Source organism: Nonomuraea sp. NPDC051298, assembly GCF_055586305.1.
This window is the reverse complement of the sequence record NZ_JBVJIM010000039.1, coordinates 23,543-38,096: the sequence shown is the minus strand read 5'-3', so window position 1 is coordinate 38,096 and position 14,554 is coordinate 23,543. Positions and strand designations below refer to the sequence as shown.

The window sequence follows — 14,554 nt, the reverse complement described above, 5'->3', positions numbered from 1 at the left end:
CCGTTGTCCTTCATGTCTTTGCCCGTCGCCGGGCGAGCAGGGCGACGCCGAGCAGGAGCACGGTGACCGCGATCAGCAGCGTTGCCGCCGCGGCGACCGTCGGATCGACTCCGCTCCGCAACTGGTTGAAGATCACCACGGGGAGCGTGCGGACGACCGGGTCGGTCACGAACAGCGCGACGACGATCTCGTCCCACGAGGTGATGAACGCGAAGAGCGCGCCCGCCACCATGCCCGGCGCGATCAGTGGCAGTGTGACGCGAAAGAACGTGGTGAACGGTCCCGCGCCCAGACTCTGGGCCGCCAGTTCGAGGTTGCGGTCGAACGAACGCAGGCTGTTGGTCACGGAGACGATGACCAGCGGCAGCGACAGCACCGTGTGCGCCAGCACCAGGCCCGTGATCGTGCCGATCATGCCGAGCCGGACGAACACGAAGTACGTCCCGATGGCGGTGATGACCGTTGGCACGACGAGCGGGCTCAGCAACGCCGAGCTCATGAACTCCCGGCCGCGGAAGCGCCCACGGGTGAGCCCCAGCGCGGTCAAGGTGCCGAGGACCGTCGCCGCGAGCGCGGTCCAGAGTCCCACCTCCAGGCTCTTCAGGCCGGCGTCGCGCCATGTCGGGTCGGTGAGGAGAGTCTCGTACCACTTCGCGCTGAACCCGCGTGGCGGCCAGCGCAGCAGACTGCCTTCGGTGAAAGAGAGCGGTATGACGATGAGCGTGGGCAGCAGCAGGAAGATCGCGATCAACGAGACGACGATCAGGCGCAGCCCCCCGGGCCACAGGTCGCGGCGCATCATTCCTCGTATCCCATGACGGTGCGCAGATCCACGAGCCGCGTGCCGAACCAGATGATGATCAGTGTCGCGACCAGCAGGACGACGCCCAGCGCGCTGCCCACGCCGAACTCCAGTTGGCCGTTGACCTGCTCGACGATGAGCTGACCGACGAGCGGTTCGCCTGGGTCGCCGAGGACCGCCGGGGTGAGGTAGAAGCCCAGCGAGATGACGAAGACGATGATGCTCCCCGCGTAGACACCCGCCTTGCTCAGCGGCAGGAAGACCCGGCGGAACGCGGTCGCCGGGGACGCGCCCAGGCTCATCGCCGCGCGGGTCAGGTCGGGATCGATCCGCCGCATGCCCGCATAGAGGGAGAGCACCATGAACGGCAGCAGCACGTGGCTCATGCCGATGATGGTGCCGAGCGTGTTGCGGATGAGAGGAAGCGGCTCGTCGATGACGCCGGCGCCGATCAGCGCGGAGTTCACGATGCCGCTGTCCTGGAGCCACACCGACCAGGCGAAGGTGCGCACGAGCATGCTCGACCAGAACGGCAACAGCACGAAGAACCCCAGCACCAGGGCCGTCCGGCGACCGCTGACGTGCATGACGTAGGCGTAGGGATATCCGAGCAGCAGGCAGACGCCGGTGGTGATCACCGAGACGAGGAAGGTGCTGACGTACGCGTCGCGGTAGACGGGGTCCGCGAAGACCGCGTAGTTGGCCGGTGACGGTTCGGTGAGGCTGAGCGTCGCTATGTCGATGATTGGCCAGCCGAAGAACAGGAGCAGGAAGAGGGTACCGGGGACGGCCAGCAGCCCCCACCTCATCGTCGTCCGGCGAGGCGCCGCGGACGGCACGGTCATCGCTTCAGCCATTCGTTGAGCCGCTTCGTGAGCTCCGCCTGGTTCTCGGCGTAGTACTTGCTGTCGAAGTTGTAGGAGGAGCCCGCCTTGCCCGACGGGAGGAACGTGTACGTCGGCGACGACTCGTCAGGACGGGCGTTCGGGTTGCCGGGTCCGACCGGGTAGATGTTGGAAAGCTGGGCGTTGTGCTCCGCGCTGGTCATGTAGGCGGCCAGCGCCATCGCGGCCTCTTTGTTCTTCGCGCCCTTCGGGATGACGAGGTAGTCGCTCCCCAGCCCGAACTCGTTCCACGCGACGCCGATCTTGGCGCCGTCCTGGGCCATGGCGTAGGCCTGGCTGGAGAAGACGGAGGCGAGGGTGACCTCCCCGTCGGCGAGCAGTCGAACGGTGTCCGTGGGAGAGGCCGCCCACACGATCGAGGATCGGATGGTCTCCAGCTTCCTGAACGCCCGGTCGATGTCCAGCGGGTACAGCTCGTCGATCTTCACGCCGTCGGCGAGAAGGGCCGGCTCGTAGATCCCGGTGGGGCCGGAAAATTTGAAGAACGCCCGCTTTCCCGGATACTTTTCCAGGTCGAACCACTCGGCCCAGGTCTTGGGTGGTTCGGGCGTCTTGTCGGTCCGGTGGCCCATGACGCAGGCGTACCTGTGCAGCGGGACGCGGAACCGGGTGCCGCCCTCGCCGGCCGTACAGTCGATGAGAGCGCAGTCGAGCGGTTCGAGCAGGGCCTCCTGGTCGCCGACGCCGAAGTCGCCGCCCACGTCGACCAGGTCCCAGGTGACGTTGCCCGACCTGACCATCGCCTCGATCCGCGCGTAGTCGGTCGAGCCCACGTCCTGGACGATCTTGATGCCGGGCTTGTCCCGCATGTAGGGGGTGAGCCATGCCGTCTCCTGAGCTTTCTGGAGGGCGCCTCCGTTGCTGGCGAAGGTCACCGTCATCGACGTGCGGCCCGCGCCGGCGCCGCATGCGGTGAGGAGGCCGGGTACGGCCAGCGCGGCGGCTCCGCCCAGGGCTCCGCGCAACACCTGCCTGCGGCTCGGCTGAAATCTTTCGTGTTCTTGATCGAACATGGTTCCACCTATTCGCCGTTACACTCCGCGGTGGCCCCGTCTACTGGGAGTGCCAGATGAAGGAATTGGATCCGAGTATCCGATTCGCCCAAAGGGGTGTCAATACCTCGCGATGGATCCGGCGGTGCGCGGAGTCCGGCTCCCGGCCTCTCTCTGATGGCGCTTGCATGCGATTCACCACTGAGAAGACGCTCGAATGCCGGTCAGGGCGAGGGTGGCCCGAGGCGAGTCCGGGGGTGGTGAAGATGAAGATCATCTTTCTTTGCGCCTTGACGGCGACCCGCGTTAGGATCCAATTATCCGGTGTGGGATGGGTCGGCTGGGGAATGGAGAACGATGTCATTGGACGCTCAGCAGTGGCGGACGGAGCGCCATGAGGGCGAGTCGCTGAGCTACTTCGCGGCACGGGCGATCCGGGAGGCGATCGTCAACGGCCACTTGGCGCCCGGCGCTCGGATCCCGCAGGAGCAGATCGCCGCCACCCTCAAGGTGAGCCGCATCCCGGTGCGCGAGGCGCTGCGCCAGTTGGAGAGCGAAGGGCTGGTCCACCTGACGCCCAACAGCTTCGCCCGGGTCGCGAAACTCGACCTCGGCGAGGTCAACGACATCTACCTCATGCGCGAACGACTCGAACCGCTCGCGATCGAGCTCAGCGTGCCGCGGCTCACCGACACGCAGATGCGGCACCTCAGAAGCCTGCATGACGGCATCGAGGCCAACCTGCACAACTCCGAGACGGTCCTCCAACTCGACCGCGAGTTCCACCTCGCCTGCTACGAGGGCGCGCCCGCCCGGCTGAGACGGCTCGTCAACGACTTCTGGAACGCCACGCAACACGTGCGCAGGGCCTATCGCAACACGCTTCGCCCCGACGACGAGGAGGTGATGCGCGCCGAGCACTACCTCATTCTGGTGGCGCTCAAGGAGGGCGACAGAGAGCAGGCCGGGGCGCTGGTGCGCAGCCACATCGCGCGCACCCGGGTACGGCTGGAGCGCGAGCGGTCCAGCGGCGAGGAGATCGGAGATCACGCATGACGGAACGAACCCCACGGGCTTTCACCCGGATCGGGGAGAGCACGGCGGCCACGACACTCCTCCGGCGAGGAAGGCCGCGCCATCCGGGACCGGGCGCATGAGCGCGCCCCCTGACGCCCGGCCGGTCGCCGTCGTCACCGGGGCCGCCGGCGGGGTCGGCACGGCCGTGGCCAGGCGCCTCGCCGCGGACGGCATGCGGATCGTGCTCTGTGACCACAACGAGGGCGTCGAGCGGGTGGCCGGCGAACTGGCCGCGGAGGGCGTCCCCGCGCGCGGCATCCGGTTCGACGTCCGGGACGAGCGGGCCGTCGAGGCCGCTGTCGCGGACGTCCGGCTGCGGGAGGGCACGCCGAGTGCGGTGGTGGTGGCCCATGGCGTGCCAGGCCCGGTCGCTCCCGTCTGGGAGTGCGACCCGCGGGCGTGGCGGGAGGTGCTGGAGGTCAACCTGACCGGCGCGTACCTGATGTGCCGTGCCGTGCTCCCCTCGATGCTGGAGCGCGGCTCCGGCCGGATCGTACTCATCGCGTCCATGGCGGGCAAGGAGGGGAACCCTCACTCGTCCGCCTATTCGGCCTCCAAGGCCGGGATGATCGCGCTCACCAAGTCGCTGGGGCGCGAGACCGCGACCAGCGGCGTGCTCGTGAACGCCGTCGCACCCGGGGTCATCGACACGCCAATGCTCCGCCATGCCTCCGCGGACCTGCTCGAGTACATGACGTCCCGGATACCGATGGGACGCATCGCCCGCCCGGAGGAGGTGGCCGCCACGGTGTCGTGGCTGTGCTCGCCGGAGTGCTCGTTCTCGACCGGCGCGGTCTTCGACCTGTCCGGTGGCCGGGCGAGCTACTGACCGCCCTGACCGGCCGGGGGCCCGGTCAGGTGTGGCTGATCATCACATGCTTGATCCGGGTGTAGGCGTCGAGCCCGTAGCGTGACAGGTCCTTTCCGGTGCCCGAGTGCTTGAACCCGCCATGCGGCATCTCAAGGAGGATCACCTGGTGGCAGTTGACCCAGACGGCGCCGAAGTCGAGAGCGGCGGTCAGGCGCATGGCCCGCCCGGTGTCCCTGGTCCACACGCTGGCGGCGAGCGCGTAGTCGACGCCGTTCGCGAGACGCAGTGCCTCCGCCTCGCTCGTGAACGGCTGCACGGTCACCACGGGGCCGAAGATCTCCTGCTGGACGATCTCGTCGTCCTGCCGTACTCCGGTGACCAAGGTCGGGGCGAAGAAGTATCCCGTGCGGTCCAGCCGGACGCCTCCGGTGACGACGCGGGCGTGCCCGGGCAGCCGGTCGAGGAAGCCGATGACCCGCTCCAGTTGGGCGGCGTTGTTGGCGGGGCCGTAGAAGGCGCCTTCGTCCGGACCGCCCACGGACAGCGCCGACGCCGCCTCGGCCAGCGCGGCCGTGAACGGGTCGTGCACCCGCTGCTCGACCAGGACCCGGGTGACAGCCGTGCAGTCCTGCCCGGCGTTGAAGAACGCGGCCTCGGCGATCGCGCGCGCGGTGGCTCGCAGGTCGACGTCGCCGAAGACCAGGGCCGGCGCCTTGCCGCCCAGCTCCAGATGGACGTCCTTCAGGTCGCCGGCCGCGGACGCCATCACCTCGGCGCCGGCGCGGGTCGAGCCGGTGATGGCCACCATCTGCACGTCCCGATGCTCGACGAGGGCCCGGCCGGTGTCCCGGTCACCGCACACGACGTTGACGACGCCCGGCGGGAACACCTGCGCACACAGTTCGCCGAGTAGCACGGTGGTGCCGGGCGTCGTGTCGGCCGGTTTGACGACCAGCGTGTTCCCGGCCGCCAGGGCGGGGCCCAGCTTCCAGGCGGCCATCATCAGCGGATAGTTCCACGGCGTCACCTGGGCCACCACCCCGATCGGCTCCCGCCGTACGAACGAGGTGTGCCCGTCGGCGTACTCGGTCGCGCCGAGGCCCTCCAGGACCCGCGCCCCTCCCGCGAAGTAGCGGATCGCGTCGACGGATTTGCCCACGTCGGTGTGCAGCGCGGTGGGACGCGGCTTGCCGGTGGCGCGCACTTCGGCGTCGGCCAGGACGTTCCTGTGCGCCTCCATGAGGTCGGCCAGTCGCAGCAACAGGTGCTGCCGTTCGGCGGGGGTCGTCCTGCGCCAGCCGGCGGAGGCCGCCGAGGCCGCCCCGACGGCGGACACGATCTCCTGGGCGGACGAGCGCGGGGCCCTGCCGTACACCTCCTCGGTGGCGGGGTTGACCAGGTCCATCCAGAGCGCGGCGCGGCGCCGCTCGCCCGCGATGATGTTGTGGAACTCGTCCATGGGGCCTCCTCAGGCGCGGGTCTGCATGAGCTGGGTGCGGTAGCGGGTGGCGGCGGCGGGCAGGCCGATGAGGACGACGCCCACCAGGTCGCCGTCACGGTGGTACCCGGCGGCCACCTCACCGTCGAGGTCGCCCTCCAGCACCCGGATGTCATCGGCGCCGAGGGCGGGCGCTCCGAAGGACTGAACGCGCAGGTCGTACTGGTCGCTCCAGAACGTGGGGAGCGGGGTGAAGGGCGCCGGATCGTGCTTGGCGACGCCGAGCCCGGCGAGCAGCGTCGCGGCGGCGCGCCTGGCGGTGTCGGTGGGGATGCTCCAGTGCTCCACCCGCCGTGCCACCCCGTCGTAGCGCGGGTTGGGGAACCGGGCGACATCTCCCACCGCGACGACGCCCGGGTGGCCCCCGACCCGCAGCGCGTTGTCGCAGAGCACGCCGTCGGACAGATCCAGGCCGTTGCCGTCCAGCCACTCGGTGTTGGCCGACGCACCGACCGCCTCCACCACGACGTCGGCGGCCACGAGGGTGCCGTCCGACAGTTCGGCGCCGGTCACCCGGGCCTCGCCCAGAAAGCGCCCGACCGTGCGGCCGAGCAGGAAACGGACCCCCTGCTCCTCGTGCCGGCGCCGGAGCGCGGCGCCCAGCTCGACGCCCAGCGGGCGCAGCATCGGCACGGACTCCGGGGAGACCACGGTCACGGCCACGCCCAGCCGCCGCGCGGTCGCGGCGATCTCACAACCGATGAACCCCGCGCCGACGACCAGCAGGTTCCTTCCTGGCCGCAGCTCGGCGCAGAGGGCCGAGGCGTCGTCGAGCGTGCGGATCACGTGCCTGTCCCGCGCGGGCTCCGGCAGGGGGAGCCGCCGGGCCCGGGTCCCGGTGGCCACGACCAGCCCGTCGAAGGCCAGCTCCGATCCGTCCGCCAGCCGTACGGCACGCCGGGCCAGGTCCGCGGCGGCGATCGGCACGCCGAGCCGCCACGTCACGTCGGCGACGGCCGGGCGCAGCCGGAACGCGACCGCCTCGTGGGTCGGCTTGGTGGCGAGCGCCTCCTTCGACAGCGGCGGGCGGTTGTACGGCAGGTACGTCTCGTCGCCGATCGCAACGATCTCGCCGGTGAAACCGCCCGCGCGCAACCGCTCGGCGGCTCGCAGGCCGCCCATGGCGGCGCCCGCGATCACGATCCGGTGGACCATGCCGTCCTATCCCTCGACCATGATGGCTTGGAGGGGGCACACGTCGGCGGCCTCCTCGACCGCGTCGCGCAGCGCCTCGTCCGGGTCGGCCACGTAGACCAGGCGGCCACTCTCGCTGAGCCGGAAGACCTCGGGCGCGGAGAACACGCACTGCCCGTGGTCCTTGCAGACGTTCATGTCGACGACGACCTTCATGACCTCACTCCTTGGTGATCAGCGCTTGGGGGGTACGGATGCCGCGGAACTCCCAATCCCCGCCGAAGGCGGTCGAGAGGACCTCCTCCGACTCGGAGGGCTGGGCGCCGCAGTCGTCCCGGACCGGGGCCGGGCCGCGCACGATGTGGTTGGCCAGCGTGCCGAGCCCTTCGACCTCGACCTCGACCACGCTGCCCGGCTGGACCGGACGCGAGCCCGCGGGAGTGCCCGACAGCAGCACGTCGCCGGGGTGGAGGGTGATGGTGCGCGCGATGTCAGCGACGAGGTAGTGCATGTCCCACTCCATCTCGTCGGTGCCGCCCTCCTGGGCTGTGGCGCCGTCGACCGAGGTCCGCAGCCCTTTGCCGCGGAAGTCCCAGTCGGTGACCAGTCCCGGGCCGAGCGGGCAGAGCGTGTCGGAGCCCTTGACCCGGAGCATCGATCCGGCGTCGGTGTCGCGGAAGTCGTGCAGGCCGTAGTCGTTGCCGATGGTGTAACCGGCGATGTGGGCCCCCGCCTCCTGCGGTGAGATGTTGCGCGTGGTGCGGCCGATGACGATCGCCACCTCGCCCTCGTAGTTGAGGTACCTGCAGCGTTCGGGCCGCACGACCGCGCCCTTGTGGGCGTTGAGCGAGGAGGTCGGCTTGTGGAAGTAGGTGGGCGCGGGTGGCAGCGTGGTCATGAACTCGGCGACCCGGCTGCGGTGGTTCAGGTGGACAGCGATGATCTTGGTGGGTACGGTCGGCGGCAGGTGGACGGCCTCCTCGACGCCCACCACCCGGCCGTCGGCGCTGACCAGTTCGCCGCCCTCGCGGCGCACCCGGGTCGCGGCGCCGTCCAGCAGAATCCTGCGATACTCAGGCATGGACCGGCCCTTCGAGGTTGAACGGATAGGGGTACGGGTCGCCGGAGCTGTCCGTGGCCCGTGGCGCGGCGAAGCCGCCGCTCGGCCGGTCGAACCAAATGTGCACCTGGCCCGTTCCGGTGGCGTTCTCGTAGTCGCTGAACAACCGGCCGGGCGCGCGGAGGTCCCGTTCGCCCAGGGCTCCGGCCAGCATGAGGTAGTGGCCGAACCGGGCCTCGGGCTTGTGGCGGTAGAAGTCGTCCATCGTGTCGAGCACGCGGGCGTGGTCACCCGCGCGCATCCACTCGATGCGCTCCTCGTCGGCGGCTCGGGCCTGTGGGGTGCGGATGTGCACCGGGTCGCTGGCCTCATGGGCGCGCAGCCGGCGCAGCGGCCAGAACGTGTGCGAGAGCGCGCCGGAGGCGATCAGCAGGACCCTGCGGTCACTCGCGGCGACGGCGTCGCCGACCGCGCGGCCCAGTCTGAGGTTGTCCTCCGTCTCGGCCGTCTGGCACATGCCGATCGAGATCCACCGCTTGCCCGGCACGCCGAGGTACTTCCACAGGTTGATGGTGGGGTAGAAGACCGGCAGGTGATGGTCGTCAATGGCGGTGATCCAGGTGGCGTGCCGCTCCTGCTGGGCGGCGATCAGGCGGGCGAGTTCGGGGTCGCCGGGGTAGTCGTAGGGGATGCGGCACATCCCGCGCGGCAGTTCCTCGGAGGTGAAGAGCCCCGAGCGGCGATCATGCGCCGCCACGACGAACTCCACGGTGGTCGCCCAGTGCGCGTCGAACACGATGACCGTGTCATAGTCGGCGACCTCGAAGATCTCCTCCCGCAGCCGGTGCAGCCCGGGGACGATGCTGATCTCCTTGCCGTCGTTGAGCTCTCTGCGGATCTCCGGCGGCAGCATCACCGTAGGAGCGTGCGCGAGCATGCCCGCGCCGACGATTTCACCCATTCCAGCCTCCTGGCGCGTACACCGAGTTCTTGACGTCGCAGTAGAAGTCGAAGCTCCAGTCGCCGCCCTCTCGCCCGACACCGGACTGGCGTGCGCCGCCGAACGGTGCCCGGAGGTCGCGGACGAAGAAGCAGTTGACCCAGACGGTCCCGGCGACCAACCGCCTGGTGACCCGCTCCGCCCGCTCCGGCGAGCCGGTTACCAGAGTGGCGGAAAGCCCGAACCTGGTGGAGTTGGCCATCTCGACGGCCCGGTCCTCGCCGCGGAAGGTCTGCAGGGTGAGGACCGGCCCGAAGACCTCCTCGTTGACGATCTCGCTGTCGGCGGCGGCTCCGGTGAACAAGGTCGGCCGGTAGTAGAGCCCGCCGAGGTCGTCGTTCGGCTCGCCGCCGATCAGGGCGGTTGCCCCGGCCTGTCTGGCTCGCCGGACGAAACCGTCGACCCGGTCGAAGTGCTCACGGTGCACCTGCGGCCCCAGCTCGGTGTCCGGATCGCGTGGGTCGCCCTGGCGCAGCGTGCGGGCCCTGGCCGTGAAACGCTCCGCGAACTCGGCCGCGACCGACTCCTCGATCAGCAGCCGGGTACCCGCCAGGCAGACCTGTCCTGCGTTGTCGTACTGCTCCACCGCGAGTTCCACGGCCAGTCCGAGATCGGCGTCGGCGAACACGATCAACGGGGACTTGCCCCCGAGTTCGAGGGAGAGCGGAGTCAGGTTGGCCGCCGCCGCGCGGGCGATGTGCCGGGCGGTGGGCACCGAGCCGGTGAAGCCGATCCTGCGCACGTCGGGATGGGCCACCAGAGCGGTGCCGATCTCCTCACCGTACCCCTGGACGACGTTGAACACGCCGTCGGGAAGCCCGGCGGCGGCGGTGATGTCGGCCAGCAGCGAGGCGGTCAGCGGCGACCATTCGGCCGGTTTGAGTACCACCGTGTTCCCCGCCGCGAGTGCTGGGGCGATCTTCCAGGAGGCCAGCATCAGCGGTGCGTTCCATGGTGTGATCAGGGCGCAGACCCCGGCGGGGTCCCACGAGACGTGGTTGCGGTGGCCTCGGGTGTCGAAGTCGTCGTGGCCGAGCGTGAGCAGCCGATCGGCGAAGAAGCGGAAGTTGTGCGCGACCCTCGGCATAACGCCGCGCAGATGGGAGCGGAGCAGCGCCCCGTTGTCGGTCGTCTCCACGATCGCGAGCTGGTCGAGTCGCCGCTCCACGCCGTCGGCGATGGCGTGGAGCAGACTGGCCCGCTCCTCGCGGCCGGTCCGTGCCCACGAGGGGAAGGCTCTGGCCGCCGCGTGCACGGCCGTCTCGGCCTCGTCGGCGCCGCCGCGGGCGATCCGCGCGATCACCTGCTCGTCGATCGGCGAGACGTCGGCGAACGTGCCGGGCGACGAGACGCGCTCGCCCCCGATCCAGTGATCGCCGTCTACGGTGACATCGGCGACAGTGGACATCCGTCCTCCAAATCGTTTGGTCCCAAACAACCTAGAAGACCTGCCGCTGGCCAGTCAATATGCCCTATCGTTTGGACACAAATAATGCCATGAGGGGTGACGCGGCCCCTCCGAGCCTGGAGTCTGGATTGCCTCATCGCCGGCCGGTCATCGCGGTCCCCTCACGCTTTTCGGCGAACACGTCCGCACTGCGCCACGCGGCCGTGGTCACCGCGCGGGCACTCGCCGACGCGGTCTACCGGGCGGGAGGTGAGCCGTTCCTGATGCATCCGGTGGGCGCGGACGCGGCCGGTTCCCGGCTCGCCGTCGCCGACGGGCTGCTGCTCCCCGGCGGCGGTGACCTGGCTCCGTCGTCGTACGGCGAGAGCCGGGCGCACCGCAGCGTCTACGACGTGGACGCCGAGCAGGACGCGTTCGACCTGGCGGCGGCGCGGCACGCGCTGAGCACGGGCCTTCCCACGCTGGCGATCTGCCGCGGGCTCCAGGTGGTCAACGTCGCGCTCGGCGGACGGCTCCATCAGCACATGGACCCCGACCACCGCCACGTGGTGCACTCCGTGGCCGTACGGCCGGGCTCACTGCTGGCCGGGACCACGGGAGCCGGGAAGGTCGAGGCGTCCTGCTACCACCATCAGCGCATCTCGGCGCCGGGCCGGGGTCTCGTGGCCACCGCCCACGCCGCGGACGGCACCGTCGAGGCCGTCGAACTGGCCTCGGGGGCGGGCTGGTTCCTCGGCGTGCAGTGGCACCCTGAGGACACGGCGTCCGCCGACCCCGCCAACCAGCGCGTCTTCGACGCCCTGGTGACCGCCGCGCGCTCCTGACGCGGGTCAGGCGCTGCCGCGCCGTCCGCCTCGGCGCGGCGGGACGGGGGACTCGCGCCGGAGGTCCTCCCGGCGCCGCTCGCCGTGGTCCTCCAGGTGGGTGACGATGCCGCGGAGCATGTCCGCCAGGCGGTGGGTCTCCTCGCGGCCGAGGGCGGAGATCACGAAGGTCTCCTCCCCGTTGAACGCGGGGACGAGCTGCTCCATCAGCACCGCGCCCTTGGGGGTGAGCCGCAGCAGCGCCCGCCGGCCGTCGTCAGGGTGCTGGCGGCGGTTGATGAGCCCGCGCGATTCCATGGTCTTGACGATGCCGGTGAGCGTGCCCTTGGAGATGCCCGCCTCGGCCGCGACATGCCGGGTCTCCATCTCCTCCCAGATCCAGACCACCCACAGCACGACGAACGCGCTCCAGGTCAGGTCGGCGGCGCGCAGCGCGGAGTTCTCCAGGTGCTGCCGCACGGCGGTGGCGGCCCGGTAGAGGTTGGAGACGGCGGCGAGCGCCTCGAGATTGACCGGAATCGGCCCGAGACGGCGCTTGACCGCCTCCTCGGACTCCGACAACGAGTGGTGCGCGGGCACACCAGCCCCCTTCGTTGGCACGCGGATGGTCGCGACGCCCCTCAAAATCATACGGGCACAAACGATGGGCCGGGGATGAGGCGGAGTCCCGGACGGGCTTGTCCCGATGCCTGTTCCGCGTCCTAGCGTGCGCCCGACGTGCCGGACTCCAGGAGCGTGCCCCCGTTCCAGCTCACCCCGACCTGGCGGTAGTAGCCGCCGATGATCTCGTCCACGGTCAGGGCCGCCAGTTCCTCGGTGGGCGCGTCGAACAGCGCGAGGTCCGCGTCACCGCGCCACGCCGGCCCACCCTCGAAGGACGCGCCGGAGGTGGCGATCAGCTCGTCCAGGGCGAGCCCCTTGCCGGGCTCGACGGACGGCAGCCAGCGATGGTGGGCCATCGGATGGCCGTTGACGAAACCGTTGGTCTCGCTCGGCTCGCGCAGCCGCACCACCGCCTGGGCCAGCCGGCGGTCGGCGGCGGCCAGGGTGGCGCCGAAGACTCCGCCCGCGCCGATGCGCGGCGCGGCCTGCCCGTACGGATGCGGGCGGGTCATGTGGATCGAACCGAGCTTCTTCGGATAGCCCTGGTGCGCGCCTCGGGCGATCGCGAAGTCCTTGTCCACCCAGATGTACACGCAGCGGGAGAACGTCCGCCCCCGGTAGAAGCAGCGCACCACCGCGAAACACTCCTTGTACTGCGCACGCACCGGATCGAGGAGCTCTTCCTGCCCGCCGGAGCAGGACTGCCAGTCCGCCCAGATCAGCGCGACCGCCCCCGGGTCCTCCTCCGCGAGCGCCAGCGGCTCGGGCAGCAGCTCGGCCACCCGCGCCGGGTCGGTGCGGTACTCCACGGTGAGGAGGTCTCCGGAGTAGTACCAGGGCGGCGCGGGGATCAGCGAGGAACGGCCGGTCGCCGTCTTTGGAGTGAAGAAGCCGCGTACCTCGGCCACCGGGCCTCCCAGGTTCCAGGAATTCATTTGGGTCCATACGATATGCCCTGAACTGGGGGATGTCACGACCGAAGCCGGGACACATTCCCCCGCGGAGCCCCTTGTTACCCGCACGTCGAGCGCATATGGTTTGGCCCCAAACGAACCATGCGCCCTGGCAGGTCCCATCCCCCCGAGGAGAGTCCAGTGAGTGAAGAGTCCGTACGGTCGACGGTCGAGCGGCTGTCCGAGCAGGGCATCGACATGATCCGGCTCGGCTACCCCGACCTGATCGGCACCGAGCGCGGCAAGGACATCCTCGTGGAACGGTTCCCGGAGGTCGCCGAGAACGGCGCCGCGTTCTGCCGCGCTGTGTACCACACCACCCCGCAGGGCGACGTGGTCCCGATCGCCGGGGGCCTCGACACCGGCCTTCCGGACTTCCTCGTCCGGCCCGACCTCGCCACCCTGGTCCCCCTGCCCTGGGAGCCCGGAGTGGCGGCGTGCCTGGGCGACGCCGTGGACCCCGCCGACGGCGAACCGCTCCCCGAATCGCCGCGTGAGGTGCTGCGCGCCGCCGCCGCCAGGCTCGGCGAACTCGGGCTGACCGGCGTGGTCGGCCCCGAACTGGAGTACTTCCTGCTGGAGCCGGACGGCGCGGGCTGGAAACGCTACGACGACGCGGCCGGCAACGTGTACGTGGCGGGGCACAAGGGCGATCGTGGCTCACACCTGCTGCGCACCCTGCGCACCCTGCGCGAGATGGACCTCGGCGTGACGATGGGCAACCACGAGTTCTCCGGCGGTCAGTTCGAGATCAACCTGCACCACTCCGAGGCGGCCGACGCCGCCGACCGCGCCTTCCGCTTCAAGTCGGCGATCAAGGAGCTGGCCCGCCGTGACGGGCTGATGGCCACCTTCATGGCCAAGCCGTTCAACGACGAGGGCGGCTCGGGCTTCCACCTCCACATCTCGTGCGTGGACGCCGAGGGCCGCAACGTCTTTGCCGACGCCGACGAGCCATACGGGCTGTCGAGGACCGCCCGGCACGCGATCGCGGGCGTGCTCGCGCACGCGCCGGCGCTGGCGGCGCTGCTCAACCCGACGATCAACTCTTACAAGCGGTTCGGCCCCGACACGCTCGCGCCGTGGCTGATCGACTGGGGGCTGGACAACCGCAGCGCGATGCTGCGCGTGCCCCCCGAGCGCGGGCCCGGCACCCGCCTGGAGGTACGGCTCGGCGACGCGTCGGCCAACCCCTACCTCGGTATCGCGGCCCTCCTCGCGGCCGTCTACTTGGGCATCCGGGACGGCCTTGAGCCCCCGGACCCGCTGGAGGGCTACGGCTACGACCCGGCCAGGGCATCCGTGCTGCCGATGTCGCTGTCCGCCGCGCTGGACGCGCTGAACGCCGACGCCGACCTCGGCGAGGTCCTCGGCAAGGAGTTCACCACGTCCTACCTCGCCTACAAACGCAATGAGATCGAGCGGTTCACCCAGTTCATCACCGACTGGGAATTCCGCGAGTACGCCTACCACTTGTAATCGACCTG

At 70.2% G+C, this 14,554-nt stretch carries 15 protein-coding genes; 4 read left to right on the top strand and 11 right to left on the bottom strand.

Annotation, left to right across the window (positions count from 1 at the left end; all coding sequences use genetic code 11):
• Positions 1-10: 10 nt before the first annotated feature.
• From ACZ6S0_RS49995 to ACZ6S0_RS49985, 3 genes are read right to left on the bottom strand one after another with little or no spacing between them, the layout of a single operon-like run.
• On the bottom strand, positions 11-802 hold the full coding sequence (locus ACZ6S0_RS49995; RefSeq protein WP_465927692.1) for an ABC transporter permease: 792 nt from the start codon (positions 800-802) through the stop codon (positions 11-13).
• Positions 799-1,659, bottom strand: a complete 861-nt coding sequence (locus ACZ6S0_RS49990; protein ID WP_465927690.1) for an ABC transporter permease — start codon at positions 1,657-1,659, stop codon at positions 799-801. Before ACZ6S0_RS49990 ends, ACZ6S0_RS49995 begins: the two co-directional genes overlap by 4 nt.
• On the bottom strand, positions 1,644-2,720 hold the full coding sequence (locus ACZ6S0_RS49985; RefSeq protein ID WP_465927688.1) for an ABC transporter substrate-binding protein: 1,077 nt from the start codon (positions 2,718-2,720) through the stop codon (positions 1,644-1,646). The genes ACZ6S0_RS49990 and ACZ6S0_RS49985 overlap by 16 nt, the downstream gene beginning before the upstream one ends.
• A 336-nt stretch (positions 2,721-3,056) precedes the next feature.
• Here ACZ6S0_RS49985 and ACZ6S0_RS49980 point away from each other — a divergent pair, with 336 nt between their 5' ends.
• Together ACZ6S0_RS49980 and ACZ6S0_RS49975 are read left to right on the top strand one after the other, a co-directional pair.
• Positions 3,057-3,755, top strand: a complete 699-nt coding sequence (locus ACZ6S0_RS49980; RefSeq protein WP_465927686.1) for a GntR family transcriptional regulator — start codon at positions 3,057-3,059, stop codon at positions 3,753-3,755.
• A gap of 97 nt (positions 3,756-3,852) precedes the next feature.
• Complete coding sequence (locus ACZ6S0_RS49975) at positions 3,853-4,605, top strand: SDR family NAD(P)-dependent oxidoreductase (protein ID WP_465927684.1); 753 nt, start codon at positions 3,853-3,855, stop codon at positions 4,603-4,605.
• A gap of 25 nt (positions 4,606-4,630) precedes the next feature.
• On the opposite strand, the gene ACZ6S0_RS49970 is transcribed toward ACZ6S0_RS49975, so the two are convergent.
• From ACZ6S0_RS49970 to ACZ6S0_RS49945, 6 genes are read right to left on the bottom strand one after another with little or no spacing between them, the layout of a single operon-like run.
• Positions 4,631-6,046 (bottom strand): aminobutyraldehyde dehydrogenase, encoded by a 1,416-nt coding sequence (locus ACZ6S0_RS49970; protein ID WP_465927681.1) that lies wholly within the window; start codon positions 6,044-6,046, stop codon positions 4,631-4,633.
• Between the two features lie 9 nt (positions 6,047-6,055).
• Complete coding sequence (locus ACZ6S0_RS49965) at positions 6,056-7,240, bottom strand: NAD(P)/FAD-dependent oxidoreductase (RefSeq protein ID WP_465927679.1); 1,185 nt, start codon at positions 7,238-7,240, stop codon at positions 6,056-6,058.
• A 6-nt stretch (positions 7,241-7,246) separates the two neighbouring features.
• Positions 7,247-7,435 carry a ferredoxin gene (locus ACZ6S0_RS49960; protein ID WP_465927678.1) on the bottom strand — a complete coding sequence of 63 codons (189 nt, stop codon included), beginning with the start codon at positions 7,433-7,435 and terminating at the stop codon, positions 7,247-7,249.
• Between the two features lie 4 nt (positions 7,436-7,439).
• Positions 7,440-8,300: a fumarylacetoacetate hydrolase family protein gene (locus ACZ6S0_RS49955; RefSeq protein WP_465927677.1), complete on the bottom strand. Its 861-nt coding sequence runs from the start codon at positions 8,298-8,300 to the stop codon at positions 7,440-7,442.
• Entirely contained in the window at positions 8,293-9,240 is a 948-nt protein-coding gene (locus tag ACZ6S0_RS49950) for a DODA-type extradiol aromatic ring-opening family dioxygenase (protein WP_465927676.1), read from the bottom strand. Before ACZ6S0_RS49950 ends, ACZ6S0_RS49955 begins: the two co-directional genes overlap by 8 nt.
• On the bottom strand, positions 9,233-10,687 hold the full coding sequence (locus ACZ6S0_RS49945) for an aldehyde dehydrogenase (RefSeq protein WP_465927674.1): 1,455 nt from the start codon (positions 10,685-10,687) through the stop codon (positions 9,233-9,235). The genes ACZ6S0_RS49950 and ACZ6S0_RS49945 overlap by 8 nt, the downstream gene beginning before the upstream one ends.
• Positions 10,688-10,815: 128 nt before the next feature.
• On the opposite strand from ACZ6S0_RS49945, the gene ACZ6S0_RS49940 reads away from it, so the two are divergent.
• On the top strand, positions 10,816-11,511 hold the full coding sequence (locus ACZ6S0_RS49940) for a gamma-glutamyl-gamma-aminobutyrate hydrolase family protein (protein WP_465927672.1): 696 nt from the start codon (positions 10,816-10,818) through the stop codon (positions 11,509-11,511).
• 6 nt (positions 11,512-11,517) lie between these two features.
• On the opposite strand, the gene ACZ6S0_RS49935 is transcribed toward ACZ6S0_RS49940, so the two are convergent.
• A complete protein-coding gene (locus ACZ6S0_RS49935; protein ID WP_465927670.1) occupies positions 11,518-12,090 on the bottom strand; it encodes a MarR family winged helix-turn-helix transcriptional regulator in 573 nt (190 codons plus the stop codon).
• Positions 12,091-12,212: 122 nt separating this feature from the next.
• Positions 12,213-13,049: an acetoacetate decarboxylase family protein gene (locus ACZ6S0_RS49930; RefSeq protein ID WP_465927668.1), complete on the bottom strand. Its 837-nt coding sequence runs from the start codon at positions 13,047-13,049 to the stop codon at positions 12,213-12,215.
• A gap of 159 nt (positions 13,050-13,208) precedes the next feature.
• Between ACZ6S0_RS49930 and ACZ6S0_RS49925 the strand changes: the two genes are divergently transcribed.
• Complete coding sequence (locus ACZ6S0_RS49925) at positions 13,209-14,546, top strand: glutamine synthetase family protein (protein WP_465927666.1); 1,338 nt, start codon at positions 13,209-13,211, stop codon at positions 14,544-14,546.
• Positions 14,547-14,554: the final 8 nt, after the last annotated feature.

Bases quoted from the DNA above. Each gene is read 5' to 3' on its own strand.
- ACZ6S0_RS49995 (WP_465927692.1), bottom strand. From the start codon at position 802: ATGATGCGCCGCGACCTGTGGCCCGGGGGGCTGCGCCTGATCGTCGTC.
- ACZ6S0_RS49990 (WP_465927690.1), bottom strand. From the start codon at position 1,659: ATGGCTGAAGCGATGACCGTGCCGTCCGCGGCGCCTCGCCGGACGACG.
- ACZ6S0_RS49985 (WP_465927688.1), bottom strand. From the start codon at position 2,720: ATGTTCGATCAAGAACACGAAAGATTTCAGCCGAGCCGCAGGCAGGTG.
- ACZ6S0_RS49980 (WP_465927686.1), top strand. From the start codon at position 3,057: ATGTCATTGGACGCTCAGCAGTGGCGGACGGAGCGCCATGAGGGCGAG.
- ACZ6S0_RS49975 (WP_465927684.1), top strand. From the start codon at position 3,853: ATGAGCGCGCCCCCTGACGCCCGGCCGGTCGCCGTCGTCACCGGGGCC.
- ACZ6S0_RS49970 (WP_465927681.1), bottom strand. From the start codon at position 6,046: ATGGACGAGTTCCACAACATCATCGCGGGCGAGCGGCGCCGCGCCGCG.
- ACZ6S0_RS49965 (WP_465927679.1), bottom strand. From the start codon at position 7,240: ATGGTCCACCGGATCGTGATCGCGGGCGCCGCCATGGGCGGCCTGCGA.
- ACZ6S0_RS49960 (WP_465927678.1), bottom strand. From the start codon at position 7,435: ATGAAGGTCGTCGTCGACATGAACGTCTGCAAGGACCACGGGCAGTGC.
- ACZ6S0_RS49955 (WP_465927677.1), bottom strand. From the start codon at position 8,300: ATGCCTGAGTATCGCAGGATTCTGCTGGACGGCGCCGCGACCCGGGTG.
- ACZ6S0_RS49950 (WP_465927676.1), bottom strand. From the start codon at position 9,240: ATGGGTGAAATCGTCGGCGCGGGCATGCTCGCGCACGCTCCTACGGTG.
- ACZ6S0_RS49945 (WP_465927674.1), bottom strand. From the start codon at position 10,687: ATGTCCACTGTCGCCGATGTCACCGTAGACGGCGATCACTGGATCGGG.
- ACZ6S0_RS49930 (WP_465927668.1), bottom strand. From the start codon at position 13,049: ATGAATTCCTGGAACCTGGGAGGCCCGGTGGCCGAGGTACGCGGCTTC.